We start from the raw sequence: 18,242 nt of genomic DNA on the forward strand, positions 1-18,242 counted from the left end.
TGGCCATTTCTTTCATATTTCAATTGACATGGGTACCTGTGTGGCTTCCATAAAGCAGCTACCATTTCTCTATCTGAATCCTTCCATTCCTTTCAATCCACTCTATCAGTCTCTCAGCATATTCAAGTTTGAGCCTCTTAACTGGATCTGCCCTTCCTGTTTCAGAACCCATATCAGGCCTTGAGTACCTGGTTACAACCTCACCGAAATCCATCCCGGCAAGTACCACGGTTTCTGCACCGAGCGCCTCTGCAAGGAAAACGGCCCTGTCACCATCCGTGAAGCCCCCAAAATTGTATATGCATCCATAGGGGACACTCTGGGTTGTCCCTATAAGGTTCTGGAGGCGTGGAAGATACTTCCTGAGCGCCTCAAGGTTGTTGCCGTGGGCATGAACCACCAGGGAGGCCCCCCTCCTGTTGGCCTCAATTATATCCTCCATTCTACCGTCAAGGTCCGTCACGATTATATGGGGGATTAAACCCTCCTCAAGAAGCGCTGTTGTCGCGCCATCTGCCGCCACTATGGTAACATTCCCTCTGACCTCTTTGAATCTTTTAACGTGTTTCCTGAGTGATGGCCCAGCACCGAATACGATGAAGTCCAGTGAGGGAACCGTGAGGCTTTCGGGGCCCGGACAGCCATGTTCCCTCAGGAAGGATTCCAGGTAGGATGCAGACTCCTCATCGGCCTTCCTGCTGAATCCAAAGTCATCAAGTATTCGCCCATACCATTCGAGCCAGACTTCCATTTCCATGGGACGAATCTATCAGGGGGGATATATGATTCTTTTGATCAGACACACACTTTCTGGTTCCATCCAATGGCAGAGCCCGGTGACCTCCGTGGTCCTCCAACTTGAACCTTATGGCATCATCACATGTGTAAATCTTTTTAAATGCACGGATTAAAAATAAGTACAGGTTACAGAATCCACTTGAATCTGGAGGTTTTTTGGAAATGGATGAAACACTGCTTATGATCCCCGGGCCAACACGGGTGGCCCAGAGAGTCCTTAAGGCAATGTCAGAGAACATTGTTAACCACAGGAGCGCACTGTTTGGTAAAATACTCACTGAAACAACTGAGATGATGTCAGATGTCTTCAGGACAAACAATAAATCTTACCTGCTAACAGGGTCGGGGACGGCTGCCATGGAGGCGGCGGTTGCAAACATCATCGAACCAGGTGACAGGGTCCTGAACGTTGTTGGAGGCAAATTCGGCCAGCGGTTTGCACAGATAGTTGAGGCCTTTGGCGGGGAACCAATCAGGATAGATGTGGAGTGGGGCAGCGCCGTCAACCCCGATGAGATTGGATATACGCTTGAGGAGAATGATGATATAAAGGCAGTTACCGTTGTCCACAATGAGACATCAACCGGTGTTGCAAACCCAATAAAGGAGATAGGTAAGATAATGGCGGATTACGACGCCCTCTACATAGTTGACACGGTCTCGTCTCTTGGTGGGGACGAGGTTGATGTTGACGGCTACGGCATAGACATCTGCGTGACCGGCTCACAGAAGTGCCTTGCAGCCCCGCCTGGCATGGCAGCCATAACACTCAGCGACGACGCCTGGAGGGTTGTTGAATCAGTGGATAACCCCAGGACATACTACCTGAACCTCAAGAAGTACAGGAAGAGCGGGGATGCCGAGCCACCTGAAACCCCCTACACACCCGCAGTCTCACTGATATACGCAATGCATGAGGCACTTCAGGTGATAATGGAGGAGGGACTCAGCAACAGGATAAAGAGGCATAAGCTGGCGGCTGAGGCAACCAGGAATGCCATAAAGGCCCTCAACCTCGAACTCTTCCCTGATGAATCGGTATCATCAACCACAGTAACGGCCGTTAATCTCCCTGAGGGCGTCACCGATGGGGAACTCAGGGGGACAATGAGGAACAAGTACCACGTTGAACTCGCAGGGGGCCAGGACCACCTCAAGGGCAAGATATTCAGGATAGGTCACATGGGTAACATAACCCACAGGGAACTTATAACAACATTCTCAGCCCTGGAGATGACCCTAAGGGAGCTGGGCTTTGAACTTGAAATGGGAGAGGCAGTGGCCGCGGTTGCTGACACCTACCTCCCTGAGGATGTCTGAACTGGATTATTTTTCTTTAATTCTTTTTCAGGCCAAAAATTCCTTTTTTTCTCCAGTTAAGGATCTAGATCTGGAAGCGGTATGTTCTCCTCTTCAACCATTAACTCCACGAGATAGGGTTCTCCTGAATCAAGGCCCCTCTCAACGGCCCCTGCAACTTCACCAATTTCATAAACCCTCTCTGCACATATACCATATGCACCTGCAAGCCTCACAAAATCAGGGTTCCTCATCTTAACGGAGTAGCTTTCACCGTATTTCATCTCCTGCCACTGCCTTATAACATCAAGCTGCCCGTTGTTCAGTATGCACATGGTGATTCCAAGGTCCAGTTCAGCCACGGTCCCGAGTTCCTGTATGGTCATCTGGAAACCCCCGTCCCCTGCCACCAGCAGAACATCGTCGTCTGGCCTTGCAATTTTGGCACCCACTGCAGCAGGCAGGCCATACCCCATGGGTCCAAAGCCCCCGGAGAAGAGGAGGCCGCGTTCCCTGAGAACCCTCCGGTGGAGGGTGACCCAGGTTGTGTGGCTTCCCGCATCACTGACCACAACCGCATCTGGAGCCGCATCTAGGATGCTGCGGACGGCTGAGGAGGTCCTGAGGATTTTCTCTTCGCCAGCAGGTAAATCATAGAGGGGAGGATTTTTGACTCTGAAGCCATAAAGTTCCCTTAACCATCTCACAGGATGTTTCACGCGAATACCATGCATCAGGAAGTCCCTTACATTCATATTTAACCTGAAATCGCCCCTCAGGACATTGGGGTCTGTATTCACGTGTATAATCCGGGGGTTACCAATCGCCGCTGAGGTCCTGTCCGAGAGCCTTGAGCCGAGCACGAGGAGAACATCACATTCCCTTGCAGCATAGTTTCCTGTGGGAGTCCCCCTTGTCCCCGCCATTCCAAGGCAGAGTGGGTGGTCCTCAGGGAGAACACCCCTCCCACTGTAGGTCGTCACAACCGGGAGCAGGTTTTCAGTGATAAACTTCCTGAACCCCTCAACGGCCCCGGCCCAGATTATACCCGCACCTGCCAGGACCAGGGGCTTTTCTGCTGACCTCAGAACTTCAATGACATCATCAAGGCATGGTGTTTTACCTGGTGTGCTGGGGGGTTTTTCAATGGTCCCCACCCCCTCCTCAAGCACATCCTTGGGGAGGTTGATGTGCATCACCCCGGTGACTCCCCTCTCAAATGCATCGAGGGCATCAAGGAGTGCAAGGGCAGCATCCTCCCCATTACGGGCGGTTCTACTTTTCTTCACAACTGGACTGAAGACACCCTCTATGTCTGCTTCCTGGAACCTGCCCCCACCTTCACCCCGGGGCAGGTCCCCTGTTAGGGCTATGAGGGGCACAGAATCGGTGTTTGCAGCAGCCACGCCCATCACAAGGTTCAGGGCCCCGGGGCCACCGGTGGCCACGCATACACCTGGCCTTCCAGAGGCCCGGGCGTAGCCGTCTGCAGCATGGACAGCTCCCTGTTCGTGCCTCATGAGAACATGCTGAATCTCCGATTTTCTGAGGGCCTCATAGAGGGGGAGTATCTGTTCACCGGGATGCCCGAATATGTGGGTGAAACCTACCTCCTCAAGCATCTCTGTGAGGATCTCTGCGCACACCTTCATGACTTCAAGTATATTCTGCCAACTATTTAAATCATGAAATAAAAAAATTACCATAAGTGGGGGTTTATTATGAGCGGGCAGCTAGATTCTCTCCTTAAGGAGGAACGAATTTTCAATCCAGATGATGAGACAGTTAGAAACAGCAATATAAGGATCTGGATGGATAAACATGGCATAGGGGATTATGATGAGCTCCTTGAGAGGGCAAGGTCAGATCCTGAATGGTTCTGGGATGAAATGGCATCTGAACTTGAATGGTTCAGTCCATACGAGAGGGTCCTTGAATGGGAACCACCCCATGCCAGATGGTTCACAGGCGGAAGGTTCAATATAACCTACAATGCACTTGACAGGCACGTGGCTGGCCCTGAAAAGAACAGGGTCGCCTATATATGGGAGGGTGAGGATGGTAGCGTCAGAAAACTCACCTACTATGACCTCTACCGTGAGGTTAACCGTCTTGCCAATGCACTGAAGGGCATGGGTGTCAGGAAGGGGGACCGTGTGAGCATCTACCTTCCCATGGTACCGGAGCTTCCGGTTGCGATGCTGGCATGCGCAAGGATAGGGGCCGTTCACAGCGTCGTATTCAGCGGTTTCTGGGCCAAGGCGTTCCGTGAGAGGGCTGCAGATGCAGAGGCAAAGGTTGCAATAACTGCAGATGCATTCTACCGGAGGGGTAAGGTAATAAGGCTCAAGGAGACCCTTGACATGGTGGCAGATGACATTCCATCACTTGAGAAGGTAATAGTCGTTGACAGGCTCGGGGAGGACGTGAACATGGTTGAGGGGCGGGATGTGCGCTGGGAGGATGCGCTTGAGGGAATGAGTGATGAATGCCCCTGTGAGGAGCTCGACCCTGAGGACCCCCTTTTCATACTCTACACATCGGGCACCACAGGAAAACCCAAAGGGGTGGTGCACACACATGGGGGCTACGCAGTTGGTGTAAGTTCCACCTACCGCTTTGTATTTGATGTAAAGGAAAGGGACATATGGTGGTGTGCAGCGGATATAGGGTGGATAACAGGTCACAGCTACATAGTCTACGCCCCCCTCATTGAGGGTTCAACATCGGTTATGTATGAGGGGGCCCCTGATTACCCTGACCCTGGAAGGATATGGAGCATGATTGAAAGGTACGGTGTGACCATATTCTACACCGCCCCCACAACCATCAGGCTCTTCATGAAGTACGGGAACAAGTGGCCTGAAAAGTATGACCTCAGCACCCTCAGGCTCCTTGGATCCGTGGGTGAACCCATAAACCCTGAGGCATGGATGTGGTACTACAGGACGATTGGTGGTGGCAGATGTCCAGTGATGGATACCTGGTGGCAGACAGAGACCGGGATGCACATGATAACACCCCTTCCTGTAACACCACTCAAGCCGGGGTCTGCAGGAAAGCCCTTTCCCACCGTGGTGGCTGATGTGGTTGATGATAACGGTGAGAGCATACGTGGAAGCGGGGGGCACCTGGTTATAAGGACACCCTGGCCTGCGATGTTCAGGACACTGTTCAGGGAACCTGAGAGGTATGTGGAGGCATACTGGAGCACCTTCCCGGGGGTTTACCTCAGCGGGGATGTTGCAAGGATAGACGAGGATGGCTACTTCTGGATACAGGGAAGGGAGGATGATGTCCTCAATGTCGCAGGTCACAGGATAAGCACCGCAGAGGTTGAATCGGCCCTTGTAAGCCACCCTGACGTTGTTGAGGCAGCGGTGGTCGGAAAACCTGATATACTGAAGGGTGAGGAGATAGCGGCATTCGTGACACTCAGGGGCACCGTGAAGCCGGCACCACGCCTCAAGGGCGTTCTGAGGGAGCACGTCAGGAGGGAAATAGGGCCAATAGCAAGTCCGAGTTACATTGAATTCGTTGAGGACCTGCCAAAAACACGTTCAGGTAAGATAATGAGGAGGGTTATAAAGGCCCTTATAAGGGGTGAAGACACCGGTGATCTGAGCACACTCTCAAACCCCGAGTCTGTGAAGATGCTTGAGGAGAGGCTTCAGACAATTTAATCCAGTCAGTCCTCCTGGTAGCTCCCGCTGTACCTCCCAGAACCCTTGACAGGGAATACAACTCCCTGCGCTATCCTCTCACCCCTTTTGATCCTGTACTCATATTCACCACAGTTCTGGACAAGGAACTGGAGCGTCCCCCTGAATCCAGGGTCCCCAACCGCGGTGTGGACCGATACAAAGGATCGCAGCAGAGTTGACCTTGGAAGGTAAAGCATTGCATAACCCTCAGGTATCTCTATCCTTCTATCAACACTCACAAGATAGGATTTCCCTGGTTCCAGTGTGTATACAGGAGGATCCAGCCTTTCAAGGGGTGGCAGATTCTTTTCATCGTCAATCAGTGAACCTGGACCTGCCTGCCGGTAAACCTCATCAACACGGAGGTCAATCCCAGCCGGCTGTACCAGTTCCTTGAAATCCGGAAAAAGTCTTATTAACTCCTTTTCTCCGATCATATTTCATTCCTCTCTGTTTGATACTGTGATATAAGCTTATCCAGTTTAAGACTTATTAGATGTGACTCCATAGTTATATCTGGTGGTACCATGCCTGTTATTCAGATAAGCTGCAACAAGCTGACAAGGGAAAAGAAGAGGGAACTTGTAAAACGCATAACAGAGGTCTCAAGTGAGGTGATGGGCCTTCCAGAGTCAACCATAACAGTACTCATAAGGGAGGTCCCACCTGAGGATGTTGGTGTTGGGGGGATACTCCTCTCTGACAGAGATTGACAGATTTTTTTAATTTTCAGCTGGAGAATGATCAATTAAAAATACTGTTACAGTGTCCTCTGAGGTTTTAACGGTTCTCAATTCCAGAAACTTCACAGAATCCCCGTTACAGTACTGAAGACGTTCCCACCTGGAATCATCACCCCTCTCAGCTGCCCTGACCACCTCTTTTAAATCATCCTCATGAAGACCGCTGAGCACATCCTCAATACGCTCACCACCTGCAGTCTCCAGGCCGGTTAAGACTGAGGCTGCTCTATTGAGTTCATCAAGCTGGATACCATCCCCAACCCTGAAGTTGAGTATGGCCAGAGGGGTTGATTCAAAAATTTCCCTGAATAATTCCTCCCTTCTTTCAAGTTCAGTTATCCTTTTATCCATTTCACCAAGGACAATTTCAGATTCAAGGCGGAATGATATGTCACCTGCAAGTTCACCTAGGAGTTCCACCTCTTCAGGGTCGAATGAACCCTTCTCTGAGGAGTAAACGGTAAGGGCCCCTATGTTCTCGTCCCTGACCCTGATGGGAAGTCCCATAACAGACATGTACCCCCTGTCAATGGCCTCATCCCTCCACGGCGCGAATGATGGATCATTCTCTGTATCCCTTATAATTACGGGTTTCCCCTCCTTTATGGACCTTCCTGTGGGCCCCTCACTGTACCTGCCCTCACCCCAGCTCACCCTTATGGATTCAAGGTATCCCTCATGGAACCCATACTTGGTGGATTCCTCGGAGTGTGCTGATAGAAAAACAACAGGTATATCAAGATCCTTTATCCTCTCTGCAGCCTCAACTCCACTCATGGGGCCTCTGAGGATTATGTCCATGAGAATAAGGTCTGGCCGGTGTTTCTCTGCAAGTTCAACTGCAGCCTCCCCGCTGTGGGCAATTCCGATTACATCGTAACCCTGGAATTCCAGTTTCCTCTGGAGATCCATTGCAGTTATTGCCTCATCCTCAACCAGCAGTATCCTTGCAGTCATATGGAAACCCCCCTCCATGGGAAATAGAGATCGCATTGTATAAAAATAGATCACATTGTATAAAAATTTTTGGATAATGTGGAGGGATGATGCTGATAAACTGAGAATCAGTCAGGTAAACAGCTGATCGGCCATCCATTCTGGCCTGAATTCCATGATGTCATCATAGCCCTGACCTGTACCGAGGAATATTATGGGCTTACGGATCATGTAACCAATGGATAATGCTGCACCGCCACGGGCATCGGCATCGGCCTTGGTGAGTATAACGGCATCTATGCCCACTGCCTCATCAAATTTGGTTGCCTGTTCAATGGCATCGTTACCTGTAAGGGCATCACCAACAAATAATATGAGGTCAGGCTTCACAACTCTCTTTATCTTGGCCATCTCATCCATGAGGTTGACGTTTGTCTGCATTCGCCCCGCCGTGTCTATTAGGACAACATCCTTTCCCTGGGCCTTCGCATGGGATACTGCATCGAAGGCCACCGCAGCAGGGTCAGCCCCCTTGCGGTGGCTTATAATTTTAACACCAAGTTTATCTGCGTGTTCATGTATCTGCTCTATCGCCCCTGCACGGAATGTATCTGCTGCAGCCATAACAGGTTCAAGACCCATCTTCATGAAGTACCTGGCCACCTTGGCGATGGTGGTTGTCTTACCTGTACCGTTTATACCCACGAACATTATAACAAGGGGCTTCCTTTTTTCTGCAAGTTCTCTGATTTTAACTCCATCAACACTCAGAACATCCATGACGGCCTTTTTAAGGGCTTCCCTTGTGTAGTCTGAGATCTCGGTACTCCTCTTAACCTTCTTACCAACCAGCTCCTCCCTGAGTTCCTCAACGATTCTTTCAGCCACTTCAAGGGCCACGTCACTTTCAAGGAGGGCCATTTCCAGTTCCCAGAGGACGTCCTCAACGTCCTTCTCTGATATCTTCTTTTCCCTGAAAAATGAAAGGAAACCTGAGCCCTCTTCATCGCTCCGGTCATCGGTTTTATCATCCTCTGATTCTGGAATGGGAGTCTCAGATTCTGTCTTCTCGGTTTCAGCAGCTGCCACAGGCTCAGGGCGGCTATCTTCTGGGGAAACCTTCTCATCCTCAGATGGGGCTTCAGCACCTGAGACCTTTTCGGTGATCTTCCCCACTGTTTCAGTGAATTTTTTCTTCAGAGATTCAAACACTTACTCCTCACTTCCCCTTACCCTTTTAAGGAGTTCCTCTGCCTGAGGAGATAACTTGAGGATGATGTCGGTTATCTTGCGGAGGTTCTCACCCATCTTCTGGAGTGTTGCCTCAAGTTCCTTCTTCTGCGAGTCGATGGTTTTCATGGCGTCCTCAAAGTTCTTCTTTATGGCAACACCAGCACCAACACTCATTATGACCTCGCTTGTCTCCTTGAGTTCTGCCTTTATGAAGGAACCGGCACCAACAGGTACAAGGGTTTCGGAGCCTTCCTTTTCCTGGATGTCCTTCAGTGTGTTTTCAAGTATCTCCAGTTCACTGATCGTTGCCCGGACAGCCTCCATCTGCTGCTGGATGAGTTCTGCCTGGCTCTGGTAAATGTTGAGCTGGTTCACTATCTCCTCAAGTTTCTGCTGGTCTTCCATGGGATCACCTCTGGACCAGCGCCCTGACCACCGGGTCCTCTACCTCCTCGGGTGATATCTCCTCTATCTCCTCAATCATAACCTTGCTTCTCGGAACCCTGTGTTTACTTCCGAATTCTGAGTAGAGTCTTTCGTAGATCTCCTCTTCCTTTATTGCCTTGAGTTCCTTTGTGAATGGCTGAAGTTTATCACCCATCTGGAACTTTCCTTTAACCCTAAATATCTTCGTTTTCATTTTTCATCCCTCAAGAAAACCTAAAGCTTCTTCTATCCTTGCAAGTTCAGGTCCTGTGGTTTCTTCACCCACAAGGACACCATTTGAGTTGGCTGCTGAGCAGGCACCTACCAGTGCTACCCCATGGTTGACGGTGCCAACATCTGCCTCCACTCCCAAAGCCCCCTCAATAACCCTCATTTCATCCTCTGAGGTGTGGGGGTGCAGGAGTGCTCCGCGGTTGGTCACAGCCCCCAGGGATCCTATGATGTTGAGGCCTGCAACTGTGGATACCTTAACATCAACCTCAAGAACATCCCCTATAACATTCAGGGCATCCTCTGATAGCAGTGGACTTGCAACAGCACCATTATCATTGGCCAGAACAAGGTTGCCAACTGCTGTGAACCTGTCGGGGATGCGGGTAACCTCAAGACCTGCAGCCATGAGCGCCTCAACTTCACGGTCCATGGCCTGGTTTGAAACCACGAAACCGTTTGAATTTCCGGCTGAAAGCGCCCCGTTGAGGCTGCTGCCACTGAGGGATGTCCTCAGGACTTCAACTTCAAGGGCCTCCCTCAGTGCATCCTCAAATTTTGGGGATGCATTCACAGGTATGAGGGCCACACTGTCAGTTACAGAGATGTAGACTCCAAGGTTGGGGTTTCCGCTGAGGTTGATCCTTCTGATCATAATCCACCATTTTTTTATTCTTCGAGAATGGCTTCCACCACGCCGTCCTCATCCTTGACGGCTCTGACCTTTATCCTGGGGGGAATCTTCTGGATACCCCTCTCCCAGATTTTTTCGTTGATGGATTCATCAATTTTAACAGTGTCTGTCTTCATGTGTTTCATGAGAAATTCCCTGACAATCTTAACAGCCTTCGGTGCTCTTATGGTTCTTGGAACTTCCTTTGCCTTCCTAAGGGGTATAACGTAAATTCTCTCCATGTTAAGATCCCTCCTACACCTTGAGTTTGGTCCTTCTCCAGTGCCTCATCTTTGGATGGCTTCTGACCCTGTAATTGGTTTTAACCATCACCCATGCGGGCACCCTTCTGTTCTGTCTGTTAGCCTTCGCCATTCTAAGTTTTCTGGCAACATGTTTGTTTCTACTCATTCAGCATCCTCCTTGCTGTGAATCTTTCCAGCCAGTCACCCTGGTCTGGAAGTGAACGGGGAAGAATGTCTCTGATCTGCAGCCCATCTTCTCCATGAGGAGGCGAACCTCAACCTCATAGTCGGAGCTGTTTTCAGGATTACTCTTCTCCCTTTTAAGCGTGAATAACTCTGAAGCGAATCTGTTGATGGTCCTGTGACCAAAACCATCAAGGTTCACGTATTCAACATCCCTACGGTCTTCAAGGCTCTGTATTTCATTTCTTGTAAGCTTGGGGGTCCTGTCGTCACGTCGCGTTCCATCAGCAACCAGATCGTACTCAACTGCAGCGGCCTCAACGGCGCTTCTGTGTATATGCATTATACCGTTATTGGGGAACCCATCATTTATTATCATTTCAGTGGCTTCCCTGAGCACATCCCCACTGAGTTCAAGGACCCTGTGTTTAAAGCCCAGGGCATCTGCCGCCATGGATGCGGGCCTCCAGGAATCATAGACACCAAAGTTCACAGTTACAAGTTCAGCCTGGATCCCCATCCTCTGGAGCATCACAGCCATCAGTGAGCTGTCCTTACCACCACTGTAGAGTACGCATGCATTCATTTTCTACTGATCTTTATCTCCCTTTTTTTGCCAGAAACTCTCTTGAGCAACTCCTTGAGCTGTTCGTCTGTTATCTTTGACCTCACACGACCCATCTGGGCCAGCTGTATCAGCTGGAGTTCTATCTGCTCAACGAATTCTGGCCTTGTAAGCCTCAGATTCGCAAGACGGCTGCGGGCTTCAGGGGTGAGTATCTGCATCATTATCTGTTTCTTCTGCATTTCAAGCTGCTGACGCATCTGCTCCTGGGCTTCAGTTTCCATTGCCTGCTGCTGTGCCCTCTGCTGGAGTTCCAGCATTTTTTTGCGACGTATTTCTTCGAGGTCTGTCAATTAGAAAACCTCCCAGGCCCCTTCAGGTTTTCAGTAATTTTCAAGGCCTTCAACTTCTTTTTTTACTTCAGCAGCAGCCTTATCCAGGAATGAACGGCCTTCAGGTGTTATGACTCTCCCACCATCCTCCTTTGTTATGAGGCCTGATTCCTCAAGCTGCTGAAGGGCTCTCCTTATTATCGCACCGCTTCCCCTTCTGAACCTTTCTGGACGTGAACCCCTATCCTTTTTACCACCGTAGTGGGTTCTGAGGCTGTTAACACCCACGGGCCCGTCGATATAGACCCTCCTCAGAAGGGCAGCTGCCCTCACATACCACCAGTCAGGGTTCTCGGGCCTTCTTTCCTTGTGGACACCTGTCTTGACAAAGTTAACCCACTCAGGGGATTTAACCTTACCATCCTTAAGGTCCTCGGCAACCTTATTTATAAGCAGATCTGCTGGCACATCATAAACTGTAGTCATATTTATCCTCCTAAGATCTTTTTTTGAAAATTATTGCCACATTTCCTCTTAAATCTATGAGCTCAGAATTTGTTTTTTCAACTATCTCGGTAATATAGCTTTCTTTTTCTGAGGCCACTGTCCTGGCAAATCTTACCTTTATAAGTTCATTTGCCTTTAACTGCCTCCTGACCTCTTCAATGAGACTTTCAGTCACCCCGGCCTTTCCCACGTTTATTGTGAGCGCCGAAAGTGACCGGCTCATCAGCTCCTTTTTTGATGGTGTGAGACTCAATTTTATTTCTCCTTTTCTCCTTTTTTTCCTGAATGTAGGGGAATCTCATGATGTGACCGCACTCATGACACCTAAAATTAACCTTCCCACCGGATATCCTGACGGTGCAGTTTGAACCTGGTTTGAGGAAGCTGTAACACCTCCTGCAGAACCTCCTTCTCCACTCTCTGGGAATCCTTACACGGTACTTCATGGATATGTTTCTTGCAAGTTCGGTGTACCTGTGCGATCTCCCCGGGTTGGCTGCAAATTCACGGTCAGCCATTCTGAAGAGGATGTCTATTCTCTCACGGGCAATCTTCAGCATCCATCCGGGTCTCTTTCCTCTCCTCAAGGTTTAACCTCTCACAACGGAATAGAACATCCCTGATCTTGCACATTAAGATGGTGTTGTAACTTAAGCACAAGAAGAATATTATAAGTGGTTTGTGTTTCCATATTTAAAAAGCTTTTCCATCAACCAAGGAGCCATCCTGAGAAGTCAACCCCACCCGGCGGGCACACCCTGGAACCACTTATAATATCCATAATGATCTCTGCAACCTCCCTGGCTGATCTGCCGGTTGTATCAACCTCATGGACCCTATCACCATGGATCTCAACAGCCTCCACCAGGCAGACGTCCAGGGCCTCGGCCTCAAGGTTTTCAGCGATCTTCTCCTCAGGGTAACCCCTTGCCTTAAGGCGCCCCTCAAGGATTTTGGGGTGGAGCCTCAGCACTATCACCATACTGCAGCAGCTGCAGAGGTGGGAGAGGTGACCCTCGAGTATGGCACCGTCACCCTCAAGGCCCTTAACGTGGCTGCAGAGGGATTCAATGTCCACCTCAAGGTAACCACGGTCAGGGTTCCTTCCAAGGATGAAACCCTCCTCCAGCGCAAGTTCACCCACAGAAAGGACTCTGAAACCGGAATCCCTGAGAATTTCAGCCACGGTACTCTTACCAACACCGGGGGTGCCTGTTATGCAGATGGGCCTCATTATTTCAGCTTTTCAATTATCATCTCTGCAACCCTTCGACCTGAGACCAGCATACCCCCGAATATGGGGCCCATACGTGGGGCGCCGTAAACTGCGTTGCTCGCCATACCGGCCACATAGAGGTTGGGGTAAACCTCACGGGTGTTCTCTATGAGGGCGGCCTCACCCACATCTGCCCACATTGACCTCTCACCCTGTATCCTGCCATCAGCTGTGTTGAGTTCAGGGCCTATCTTCCGCTCCACAACCTTCACTATCTCACAGTCATGGCCAGTTGCATCTATAACCGCCCCCGCCCTCACGGTGAGGGGATCAACGTGGAGTCCGGCCATCTCAACAGAGCTCCAGTTAAGCACAAGACCCGTTATGCCCTCATCACGGATCATAACATCCTCTATGCTCATGAGGTTGAATATCTTGAGTCCTGCCTGGCATGCCCTTGAGCAGAGGGTTGATGTTGCCTCAACAGAGTCTGCAACGTGGTATCCCTCATCATAGGGTCTTGACCTTACACCGAACTCATCCAGGATCTCCTTACCCTCATCCTGGACAACGATCTTGTTGAACATCATACCGCCTCCCCACATACCCCCACCTATGGAGAGTTTTCTCTCAAACAGGGCAACCTTCAGGCCCGCCCTTGCAAGGTAGTAACCTGCTGTAAGTCCGGAGGGTCCCCCTCCACCAATCGCAACGTCCATGTCCATGTAGTCCAGGAGTTCCTCCATGTATCCTTCAACAATGGCTCTTGAAATTTTTATATCATCAAGTTTCATCTTCACACCTTCAAATGATATGTGTTCATGATACACATTTTAATTGTTCCCCGGATGGGAGTTCACTTCTTTATGATGATCCTCAGCACATCCTCATCGTTGAGGACATGGTCGATTCCGACCTTCTGACCGTCAAATTTAACCGAGCTGCCCCAGACCCTGGCGTGCCGGAATTTACGGACAAAGTCTCTGTGGAGTTTCTGACACACGTCACCAACGGTTGAACCCTCTTTAATTATTAAAGGCTCACTGTAGTCTGCCTTCTGTCCCTGTGGCTTCATGTATATCCTTATAAGCCCAAGGCGGTTAAATATTTCCTCCCTGAGCCCATCAATGTTCAGTTTCCTGTCTGCAGATATCAGCAGGGCGTCAGGGAATTCATGCTTTATATGGTTCAGATAGGATTCATCCACAAGGTCTATCTTGTTTATAACTGTGATGGCAGGTATGTAGGCACGGTTTGCCTCCATAACATCTATGAACTGGTCAACGGTTATATCCTCCCTTATGAGCACATCGGCATTGTGGATGCCATACTCATTGAGCACAGAGCGTATGATCCTCTCATCCAGGTGGGTCAGTTCAACTGTTGATGATAGCTTCACCCCACCCAGCTTTCTCCTCTTCACGGTCACATCAGGGGGCGTCTCGTTGGGCCTTATGCCAACATCACGAAGTTCACGTAGGATCACATTCATGTGGTCCGTGTTGAAGACATCAAGGACTATGACTATGAGGTCAGCGCTCCTTGCAACCGACAGTATCTCCCTTCCACGGCCCTTACCGCGGGAAGCACCTGTGATTATCCCGGGTATGTCGAAGATCTGTATCTGGGCCCCCCGGTACTCCATCACACCAGGTACTATTTCAAGGGTTGTGAACTGGTACTCCCCAACCTTTGACTCTGCATTGGTGAGTTCGTTGAGGAGGGTGGATTTACCGACAGAGGGGAAACCTATGAGGACAACGGTGGAGTCCCCTGACTTTTTTATATGGAATCCCTTCCCCTTCCCTGAGGACGACCTTCGCTGGAGTGCCTCCTCCTTCAGGCGGGAGATCTTTGCCTTCAGTTTCCCTATATGGTGTGCTGTGGCCTTGTTGTAGGGGGTCCTCTGTATCTCCTCTTCTATCCTTTTGATCTTCTCCTCGATATCCATAATACTCACATGAACATTGTTGAAGCGGGGCAAAATCAGTGTAATCATTCAATGTTCTCTAATCCACATTATTAAATATTTTCCCTTATAATTTTATATCATAAGATTCATAATATACCACGGTGATTTTATGAGGGTTGAGGACGTTATGGTTACAGATGTTGACACCATTGACATATCGGCCAGCCTTGAGGATGTTCTCAGGAACTATGTTGAGAACGGCAAGGGTAGCTCGGTTGTTGTCAAGGATGGTGTCAAGGTTGGAATTGTAACCACCTGGGACGTGCTTGAGGCAATTGCCGAGGGGGATGATCTTGGAGAGGTCAAGGTATGGGAGGTCATGGAGAGGGACCTTGTCACAGTCCCGCCAGGGGCAACCCTGAAGGAGGCCGCTGAGAGGATGGTCAAGAACGTTGTCTGGCGCCTCCTGGTTGAGGATGATGACGAGATAATCGGTGTGGTCAGTGCAACAGACATACTCAGGGCCAAGATGGCCAAACGCTACTGAAAATTAATATTTTTCTTCAATTGTGTGGCTAATTGATTTTTATACTTGCTGTTTTTATGGGTAAAAAATATGGTTATGCTGCTGTCCACAGCAGCACACCTGGTTCCTGATGAAGGAACTTAAAGGATGTCTGGTTGAATCCACCCAGCAGGAACAGTTTCGTGAACACCGCGTCTTCCAGTTCCCTGTTCATTATCACAGTTGTGTACTGATTTCCGCTTCCAATGACAATGAGGCTGAGCTGGGCGTTGCTGTCCACAATCTCATTTCTGACAAGGAGGTTACCATCAATTATTATGAGTTTGTGGGGGTTTATCCTCTGAACGGTCCTGTTGTTACCGATGGCTATCGTTGCGTTTGTCGTATTGCCTTTCTTCTCTATGATGGTTCCAACCAGGTTGTCCTCCACCATTGTGTTGACGGTCTGGATCACGGTTGTGTTGTTCACAACCTGGGGCTTTGAACTTCCCATTGATGGATAGTAGCCGTACCTTGACCCTGTTTTCTTCTTGAAGTCCCAGGTTCCGAAATATGTCCACCATGGTGCCTTTCCGAGCATGTCAGAGCTGAGTACAAGCACGAAGGGCTTTGGTTTTGATGGGTGTGAGTATCTGAGTACACTGTCAGCCTCCTTCTCTGTGAGGCCGTAGCGTCCCGTCATGACTGCCCTGGCATCATCCCTTGAAAGTCCCAGGGTGGATGTCAGTATCTCGGCGGTTTTACCACTGTCATTTGTGTAGTTGTCGAGGGTTTCATAGGCAAGGTCCCCGCTGGATGATAGCATTGTGAGTATGCCCCTTGAGAGTGTCTCGTTACTGGTTGTCAGCGCCTTACCGATCCAGTAAGCCCTTGGGGTGTTCTGTGAACCACCGTCGAATGTCACGGGCCTGTCGGCTGCAACAGCAAAGAGGTGGCCGAAGTCCCACCATGACATGACCACGGTGTCCTTGCTGGTGTTCTTCTTGATCCATTCCATTGATTTCCACATCCCATCATCTGTGCCTGGGGCAACAGCTGATGTCAGTGAATGCGCTCCGCTCACAGAGGGGGCCACCACCGCCAGGACAACAAGGGCCATCATGACAGGGGCCCTAACCTCTGGCTTCCTGACCACGTATATGAATCCAGCTGCAATCACCCCTGCAAGGAGCTTAACAGCAACTGAGACACCGAAGGGCATTGCAATGGCGATTGCGGCCACAAAGGCAACCAGTGCAATGGAGGATGTTGTCTTAATATTTTCTCTTAGGTATTCAACCAGGAATCCAGTGAATATCCCTGCTGAGAGTCCCAGGGGTATTGCAAAGGTTGGTATGAACCTTGAACCCTTCGTGACAGCGTATCCACTCATCACCAGCCATACGGCCATGAGGACAGCGTATAGGAGATAACGGTGCTTCCTTTCGCTGTCGGAGGGCTTGATTTTTTGCCTTTTAATGAATTTGCTCTTCTTGCCTGCCTTAATCTTCCTGTCAGCTTCCTTAACCTGAACCTCTGGCTCTCGGTATTTCCACAGGAGGGCTCCGACACCCAGTACACCGAGAAGGAATACCAGAAGGCCACCAACACCACCGACAACTGATCCCTGTCCTGGCATGAAGAGGTTCTTTGCCCCGGCCCCTGTGGTTATGAATTCAGGGATCTGCAGCTCTGAAACTGACACATACACGTTGGGGTAGGCTGTTGTCTGGGCCGTTGCCTGTATCTGGGTGGTGCTCACAAGACCCGTCACGGCACCGGCCAGGCTGGAAAATCCTCCGAATATGCCTATGAGAATCCCGCCACCTATGAGGAGAACCAGAAGTGGGAATATCTCGCGCTGATGCAGCAGCCAGTCAACCTTACCCGTGAACTCTCTATCTGGTTTCTCACCCAGAACGTACCTTGAGATCACGGAGTAAACTATGATGAAGGCCACCAGAACGGCCAGATAGAATATGTAACCGACCCATGCAGCTGAGAATACAAGCACTGAAACTGCAGCTGCAAGCGCATAGGCTGTTTTCCTTTTCAGGTCCACTGCAAGCATGCTCTCTGTGAAGAACCAGAACACCAGCAGTGGAAGCACGAAGTTGAACATGTCGGTGTCAAAGAAACCGGCGTAGGTGTGGGCAACGTAGGTGGGGACCAGTCCAACCACAAGGGCTGCCGCAACACCGCCGTAGTCATTGGTGATTCTCCTGACGAAGAGGTAGGCAGGGATTACGCAGAGGGAACCTATTAGGGCCCCCATCCAGAAGGCCACCTCCTTGAGGCTGAAGTCTCCAAAGACGTTTGCCACCCTGTAGGCAGCGGAGGTTATGTACACTATGAGTGGAGGGTAATCAACGGGTCTTCCAGGGGGGTAGTAGGAGTGGAGGTCGTAGGGTTTGCCATCGACAAGGGTATCCCCCATTATGCCCTTGGTGAGGTAATTCATTGTGAGCCTGTAGTTGTAGTAGGAGTCCATCTCACTGAAGTATGGCAGTCCATCTGAGTCCTTATAGAAGTCCTTTGCAGAAGCAGGGACCCCTCCAATGTTACTGGCCTCGGCCCTTATATAGAATACGGCTGAGAACAGCAGTATAATTATTATGAAGGGCTTCAATTTTTCAAGCAAATTTCTGATATCCATTTAACCGCCTCTTTACCTTAACTTGGTAATAAATTCAGGAACTTATGGATGATGTATACTCTTTAGTTCAGTAAATAC

At 50.0% G+C, this 18,242-nt stretch carries 23 protein-coding genes; 4 read left to right on the top strand and 19 right to left on the bottom strand.

From position 1 onward, the window contains the following. Positions 1-58: 58 nt before the first annotated feature. Positions 59-757, bottom strand: coding sequence for a 6-hydroxymethylpterin diphosphokinase MptE-like protein (locus tag MTBMA_RS00920; RefSeq protein ID WP_013295024.1), 699 nt, complete (start codon positions 755-757; stop codon positions 59-61). A gap of 203 nt (positions 758-960) precedes the next feature. Between MTBMA_RS00920 and MTBMA_RS00925 the strand changes: the two genes are divergently transcribed. After that, positions 961-2,118, top strand: a complete 1,158-nt coding sequence (locus MTBMA_RS00925; RefSeq protein WP_013295025.1) for a pyridoxal-phosphate-dependent aminotransferase family protein — start codon at positions 961-963, stop codon at positions 2,116-2,118. A 56-nt stretch (positions 2,119-2,174) separates the two neighbouring features. Here MTBMA_RS00925 and MTBMA_RS00930 read toward each other — a convergent pair whose 3' ends face one another. Beyond that, on the bottom strand, positions 2,175-3,749 hold the full coding sequence (locus tag MTBMA_RS00930) for a thiamine pyrophosphate-binding protein (protein ID WP_013295026.1): 1,575 nt from the start codon (positions 3,747-3,749) through the stop codon (positions 2,175-2,177). 69 nt (positions 3,750-3,818) lie between these two features. On the opposite strand from MTBMA_RS00930, the gene acs reads away from it, so the two are divergent. Beyond that, on the top strand, positions 3,819-5,780 hold the full coding sequence (acs, locus tag MTBMA_RS00935; protein WP_013295027.1) for an acetate--CoA ligase: 1,962 nt from the start codon (positions 3,819-3,821) through the stop codon (positions 5,778-5,780). 5 nt (positions 5,781-5,785) lie between these two features. Here the strand turns inward: acs and MTBMA_RS00940 are convergent, their stop codons facing one another. Further along, a complete protein-coding gene (locus tag MTBMA_RS00940; protein WP_013295028.1) occupies positions 5,786-6,238 on the bottom strand; it encodes a dCTP deaminase in 453 nt (150 codons plus the stop codon). Positions 6,239-6,328: 90 nt separating this feature from the next. Here MTBMA_RS00940 and dmpI point away from each other — a divergent pair, with 90 nt between their 5' ends. Further along, entirely contained in the window at positions 6,329-6,514 is a 186-nt protein-coding gene (gene dmpI / locus MTBMA_RS00945) for a 4-oxalocrotonate tautomerase DmpI (protein ID WP_013295029.1), read from the top strand. A 9-nt stretch (positions 6,515-6,523) separates the two neighbouring features. On the opposite strand, the gene MTBMA_RS00950 is transcribed toward dmpI, so the two are convergent. From MTBMA_RS00950 to MTBMA_RS01020, 15 genes are all read right to left on the bottom strand, one after another. Beyond that, positions 6,524-7,501 carry a GAF domain-containing protein gene (locus tag MTBMA_RS00950; protein WP_013295030.1) on the bottom strand — a complete coding sequence of 326 codons (978 nt, stop codon included), beginning with the start codon at positions 7,499-7,501 and terminating at the stop codon, positions 6,524-6,526. A 111-nt stretch (positions 7,502-7,612) separates the two neighbouring features. Further along, positions 7,613-8,692, bottom strand: coding sequence for a signal recognition particle-docking protein FtsY (gene ftsY / locus MTBMA_RS00955; RefSeq protein ID WP_013295031.1), 1,080 nt, complete (start codon positions 8,690-8,692; stop codon positions 7,613-7,615). Beyond that, a complete protein-coding gene (gene pfdA, locus MTBMA_RS00960) occupies positions 8,693-9,118 on the bottom strand; it encodes a prefoldin subunit alpha (protein WP_013295032.1) in 426 nt (141 codons plus the stop codon). Positions 9,119-9,122: 4 nt separating this feature from the next. After that, the gene (rpl18a, locus tag MTBMA_RS00965) at positions 9,123-9,353 is read right to left on the bottom strand and encodes a 50S ribosomal protein L18Ae (RefSeq protein WP_013295033.1); all 231 of its coding nucleotides are present in this window, start codon (positions 9,351-9,353) and stop codon (positions 9,123-9,125) included. Between the two features lie 3 nt (positions 9,354-9,356). Further along, positions 9,357-10,025 carry a translation initiation factor IF-6 gene (locus tag MTBMA_RS00970; RefSeq protein WP_013295034.1) on the bottom strand — a complete coding sequence of 223 codons (669 nt, stop codon included), beginning with the start codon at positions 10,023-10,025 and terminating at the stop codon, positions 9,357-9,359. Positions 10,026-10,039: 14 nt separating this feature from the next. Beyond that, the gene (locus MTBMA_RS00975; protein ID WP_013295035.1) at positions 10,040-10,285 is read right to left on the bottom strand and encodes a 50S ribosomal protein L31e; all 246 of its coding nucleotides are present in this window, start codon (positions 10,283-10,285) and stop codon (positions 10,040-10,042) included. A gap of 13 nt (positions 10,286-10,298) precedes the next feature. Continuing rightward, on the bottom strand, positions 10,299-10,454 hold the full coding sequence (locus tag MTBMA_RS00980; protein ID WP_010877221.1) for a 50S ribosomal protein L39e: 156 nt from the start codon (positions 10,452-10,454) through the stop codon (positions 10,299-10,301). Further along, a complete protein-coding gene (locus MTBMA_RS00985) occupies positions 10,455-11,057 on the bottom strand; it encodes a DUF7411 family protein (protein WP_013295036.1) in 603 nt (200 codons plus the stop codon). Continuing rightward, entirely contained in the window at positions 11,054-11,389 is a 336-nt protein-coding gene (locus MTBMA_RS00990; RefSeq protein ID WP_013295037.1) for a DNA-binding protein, read from the bottom strand. Before MTBMA_RS00990 ends, MTBMA_RS00985 begins: the two co-directional genes overlap by 4 nt. 30 nt (positions 11,390-11,419) lie before the next feature. Next, positions 11,420-11,854 carry a 30S ribosomal protein S19e gene (locus tag MTBMA_RS00995; protein ID WP_013295038.1) on the bottom strand — a complete coding sequence of 145 codons (435 nt, stop codon included), beginning with the start codon at positions 11,852-11,854 and terminating at the stop codon, positions 11,420-11,422. 10 nt (positions 11,855-11,864) lie between these two features. Further along, the gene (locus MTBMA_RS01000; RefSeq protein WP_048901160.1) at positions 11,865-12,098 is read right to left on the bottom strand and encodes a YhbY family RNA-binding protein; all 234 of its coding nucleotides are present in this window, start codon (positions 12,096-12,098) and stop codon (positions 11,865-11,867) included. Further along, positions 12,043-12,462, bottom strand: coding sequence for a ribonuclease P protein component 4 (gene rnp4 / locus MTBMA_RS01005; RefSeq protein WP_013295040.1), 420 nt, complete (start codon positions 12,460-12,462; stop codon positions 12,043-12,045). The genes MTBMA_RS01000 and rnp4 overlap by 56 nt, the downstream gene beginning before the upstream one ends. Before the next feature lie 122 nt (positions 12,463-12,584). Then, entirely contained in the window at positions 12,585-13,109 is a 525-nt protein-coding gene (locus MTBMA_RS01010; protein ID WP_013295041.1) for an adenylate kinase family protein, read from the bottom strand. Next, on the bottom strand, positions 13,109-13,885 hold the full coding sequence (locus MTBMA_RS01015) for a sulfide-dependent adenosine diphosphate thiazole synthase (protein WP_013295042.1): 777 nt from the start codon (positions 13,883-13,885) through the stop codon (positions 13,109-13,111). Before MTBMA_RS01015 ends, MTBMA_RS01010 begins: the two co-directional genes overlap by 1 nt. 62 nt (positions 13,886-13,947) lie before the next feature. Continuing rightward, the gene (locus MTBMA_RS01020; protein WP_013295043.1) at positions 13,948-15,042 is read right to left on the bottom strand and encodes an OBG GTPase family GTP-binding protein; all 1,095 of its coding nucleotides are present in this window, start codon (positions 15,040-15,042) and stop codon (positions 13,948-13,950) included. A gap of 130 nt (positions 15,043-15,172) precedes the next feature. On the opposite strand from MTBMA_RS01020, the gene MTBMA_RS01025 reads away from it, so the two are divergent. Further along, positions 15,173-15,550: a CBS domain-containing protein gene (locus tag MTBMA_RS01025; protein ID WP_013295044.1), complete on the top strand. Its 378-nt coding sequence runs from the start codon at positions 15,173-15,175 to the stop codon at positions 15,548-15,550. A gap of 73 nt (positions 15,551-15,623) precedes the next feature. On the opposite strand, the gene MTBMA_RS01030 is transcribed toward MTBMA_RS01025, so the two are convergent. Beyond that, positions 15,624-18,164, bottom strand: coding sequence for an STT3 domain-containing protein (locus tag MTBMA_RS01030; RefSeq protein WP_013295045.1), 2,541 nt, complete (start codon positions 18,162-18,164; stop codon positions 15,624-15,626). Positions 18,165-18,242: the final 78 nt, after the last annotated feature.

It is taken from the genome of Methanothermobacter marburgensis str. Marburg, assembly GCF_000145295.1.
GTDB classification, from domain to species: Archaea; Methanobacteriota; Methanobacteria; order Methanobacteriales; family Methanothermobacteraceae; genus Methanothermobacter; species Methanothermobacter marburgensis.

Excerpts from the sequence above, each read along its gene's own strand:
- MTBMA_RS01030 (WP_013295045.1), bottom strand. The coding sequence starts at position 18,164 with ATGGATATCAGAAATTTGCTTGAAAAATTGAAGCCCTTCATAATAATT.
- MTBMA_RS00920 (WP_013295024.1), bottom strand. The coding sequence starts at position 757 with ATGGAAATGGAAGTCTGGCTCGAATGGTATGGGCGAATACTTGATGAC.
- MTBMA_RS01020 (WP_013295043.1), bottom strand. The coding sequence starts at position 15,042 with ATGGATATCGAGGAGAAGATCAAAAGGATAGAAGAGGAGATACAGAGG.
- MTBMA_RS00940 (WP_013295028.1), bottom strand. The coding sequence starts at position 6,238 with ATGATCGGAGAAAAGGAGTTAATAAGACTTTTTCCGGATTTCAAGGAA.
- MTBMA_RS00930 (WP_013295026.1), bottom strand. The coding sequence starts at position 3,749 with ATGAAGGTGTGCGCAGAGATCCTCACAGAGATGCTTGAGGAGGTAGGT.
- MTBMA_RS00985 (WP_013295036.1), bottom strand. The coding sequence starts at position 11,057 with ATGAATGCATGCGTACTCTACAGTGGTGGTAAGGACAGCTCACTGATG.
- MTBMA_RS01015 (WP_013295042.1), bottom strand. The coding sequence starts at position 13,885 with ATGAAACTTGATGATATAAAAATTTCAAGAGCCATTGTTGAAGGATAC.
- MTBMA_RS01025 (WP_013295044.1), top strand. The coding sequence starts at position 15,173 with ATGAGGGTTGAGGACGTTATGGTTACAGATGTTGACACCATTGACATA.
- MTBMA_RS00950 (WP_013295030.1), bottom strand. The coding sequence starts at position 7,501 with ATGACTGCAAGGATACTGCTGGTTGAGGATGAGGCAATAACTGCAATG.
- pfdA (WP_013295032.1), bottom strand. The coding sequence starts at position 9,118 with ATGGAAGACCAGCAGAAACTTGAGGAGATAGTGAACCAGCTCAACATT.
- rpl18a (WP_013295033.1), bottom strand. The coding sequence starts at position 9,353 with ATGAAAACGAAGATATTTAGGGTTAAAGGAAAGTTCCAGATGGGTGAT.
- acs (WP_013295027.1), top strand. The coding sequence starts at position 3,819 with ATGAGCGGGCAGCTAGATTCTCTCCTTAAGGAGGAACGAATTTTCAAT.
- MTBMA_RS00995 (WP_013295038.1), bottom strand. The coding sequence starts at position 11,854 with ATGACTACAGTTTATGATGTGCCAGCAGATCTGCTTATAAATAAGGTT.
- dmpI (WP_013295029.1), top strand. The coding sequence starts at position 6,329 with ATGCCTGTTATTCAGATAAGCTGCAACAAGCTGACAAGGGAAAAGAAG.
- MTBMA_RS00970 (WP_013295034.1), bottom strand. The coding sequence starts at position 10,025 with ATGATCAGAAGGATCAACCTCAGCGGAAACCCCAACCTTGGAGTCTAC.
- MTBMA_RS01010 (WP_013295041.1), bottom strand. The coding sequence starts at position 13,109 with ATGAGGCCCATCTGCATAACAGGCACCCCCGGTGTTGGTAAGAGTACC.
- MTBMA_RS01000 (WP_048901160.1), bottom strand. The coding sequence starts at position 12,098 with ATGAGCCGGTCACTTTCGGCGCTCACAATAAACGTGGGAAAGGCCGGG.
- MTBMA_RS00925 (WP_013295025.1), top strand. The coding sequence starts at position 961 with ATGGATGAAACACTGCTTATGATCCCCGGGCCAACACGGGTGGCCCAG.
- MTBMA_RS00975 (WP_013295035.1), bottom strand. The coding sequence starts at position 10,285 with ATGGAGAGAATTTACGTTATACCCCTTAGGAAGGCAAAGGAAGTTCCA.
- MTBMA_RS00980 (WP_010877221.1), bottom strand. The coding sequence starts at position 10,454 with ATGAGTAGAAACAAACATGTTGCCAGAAAACTTAGAATGGCGAAGGCT.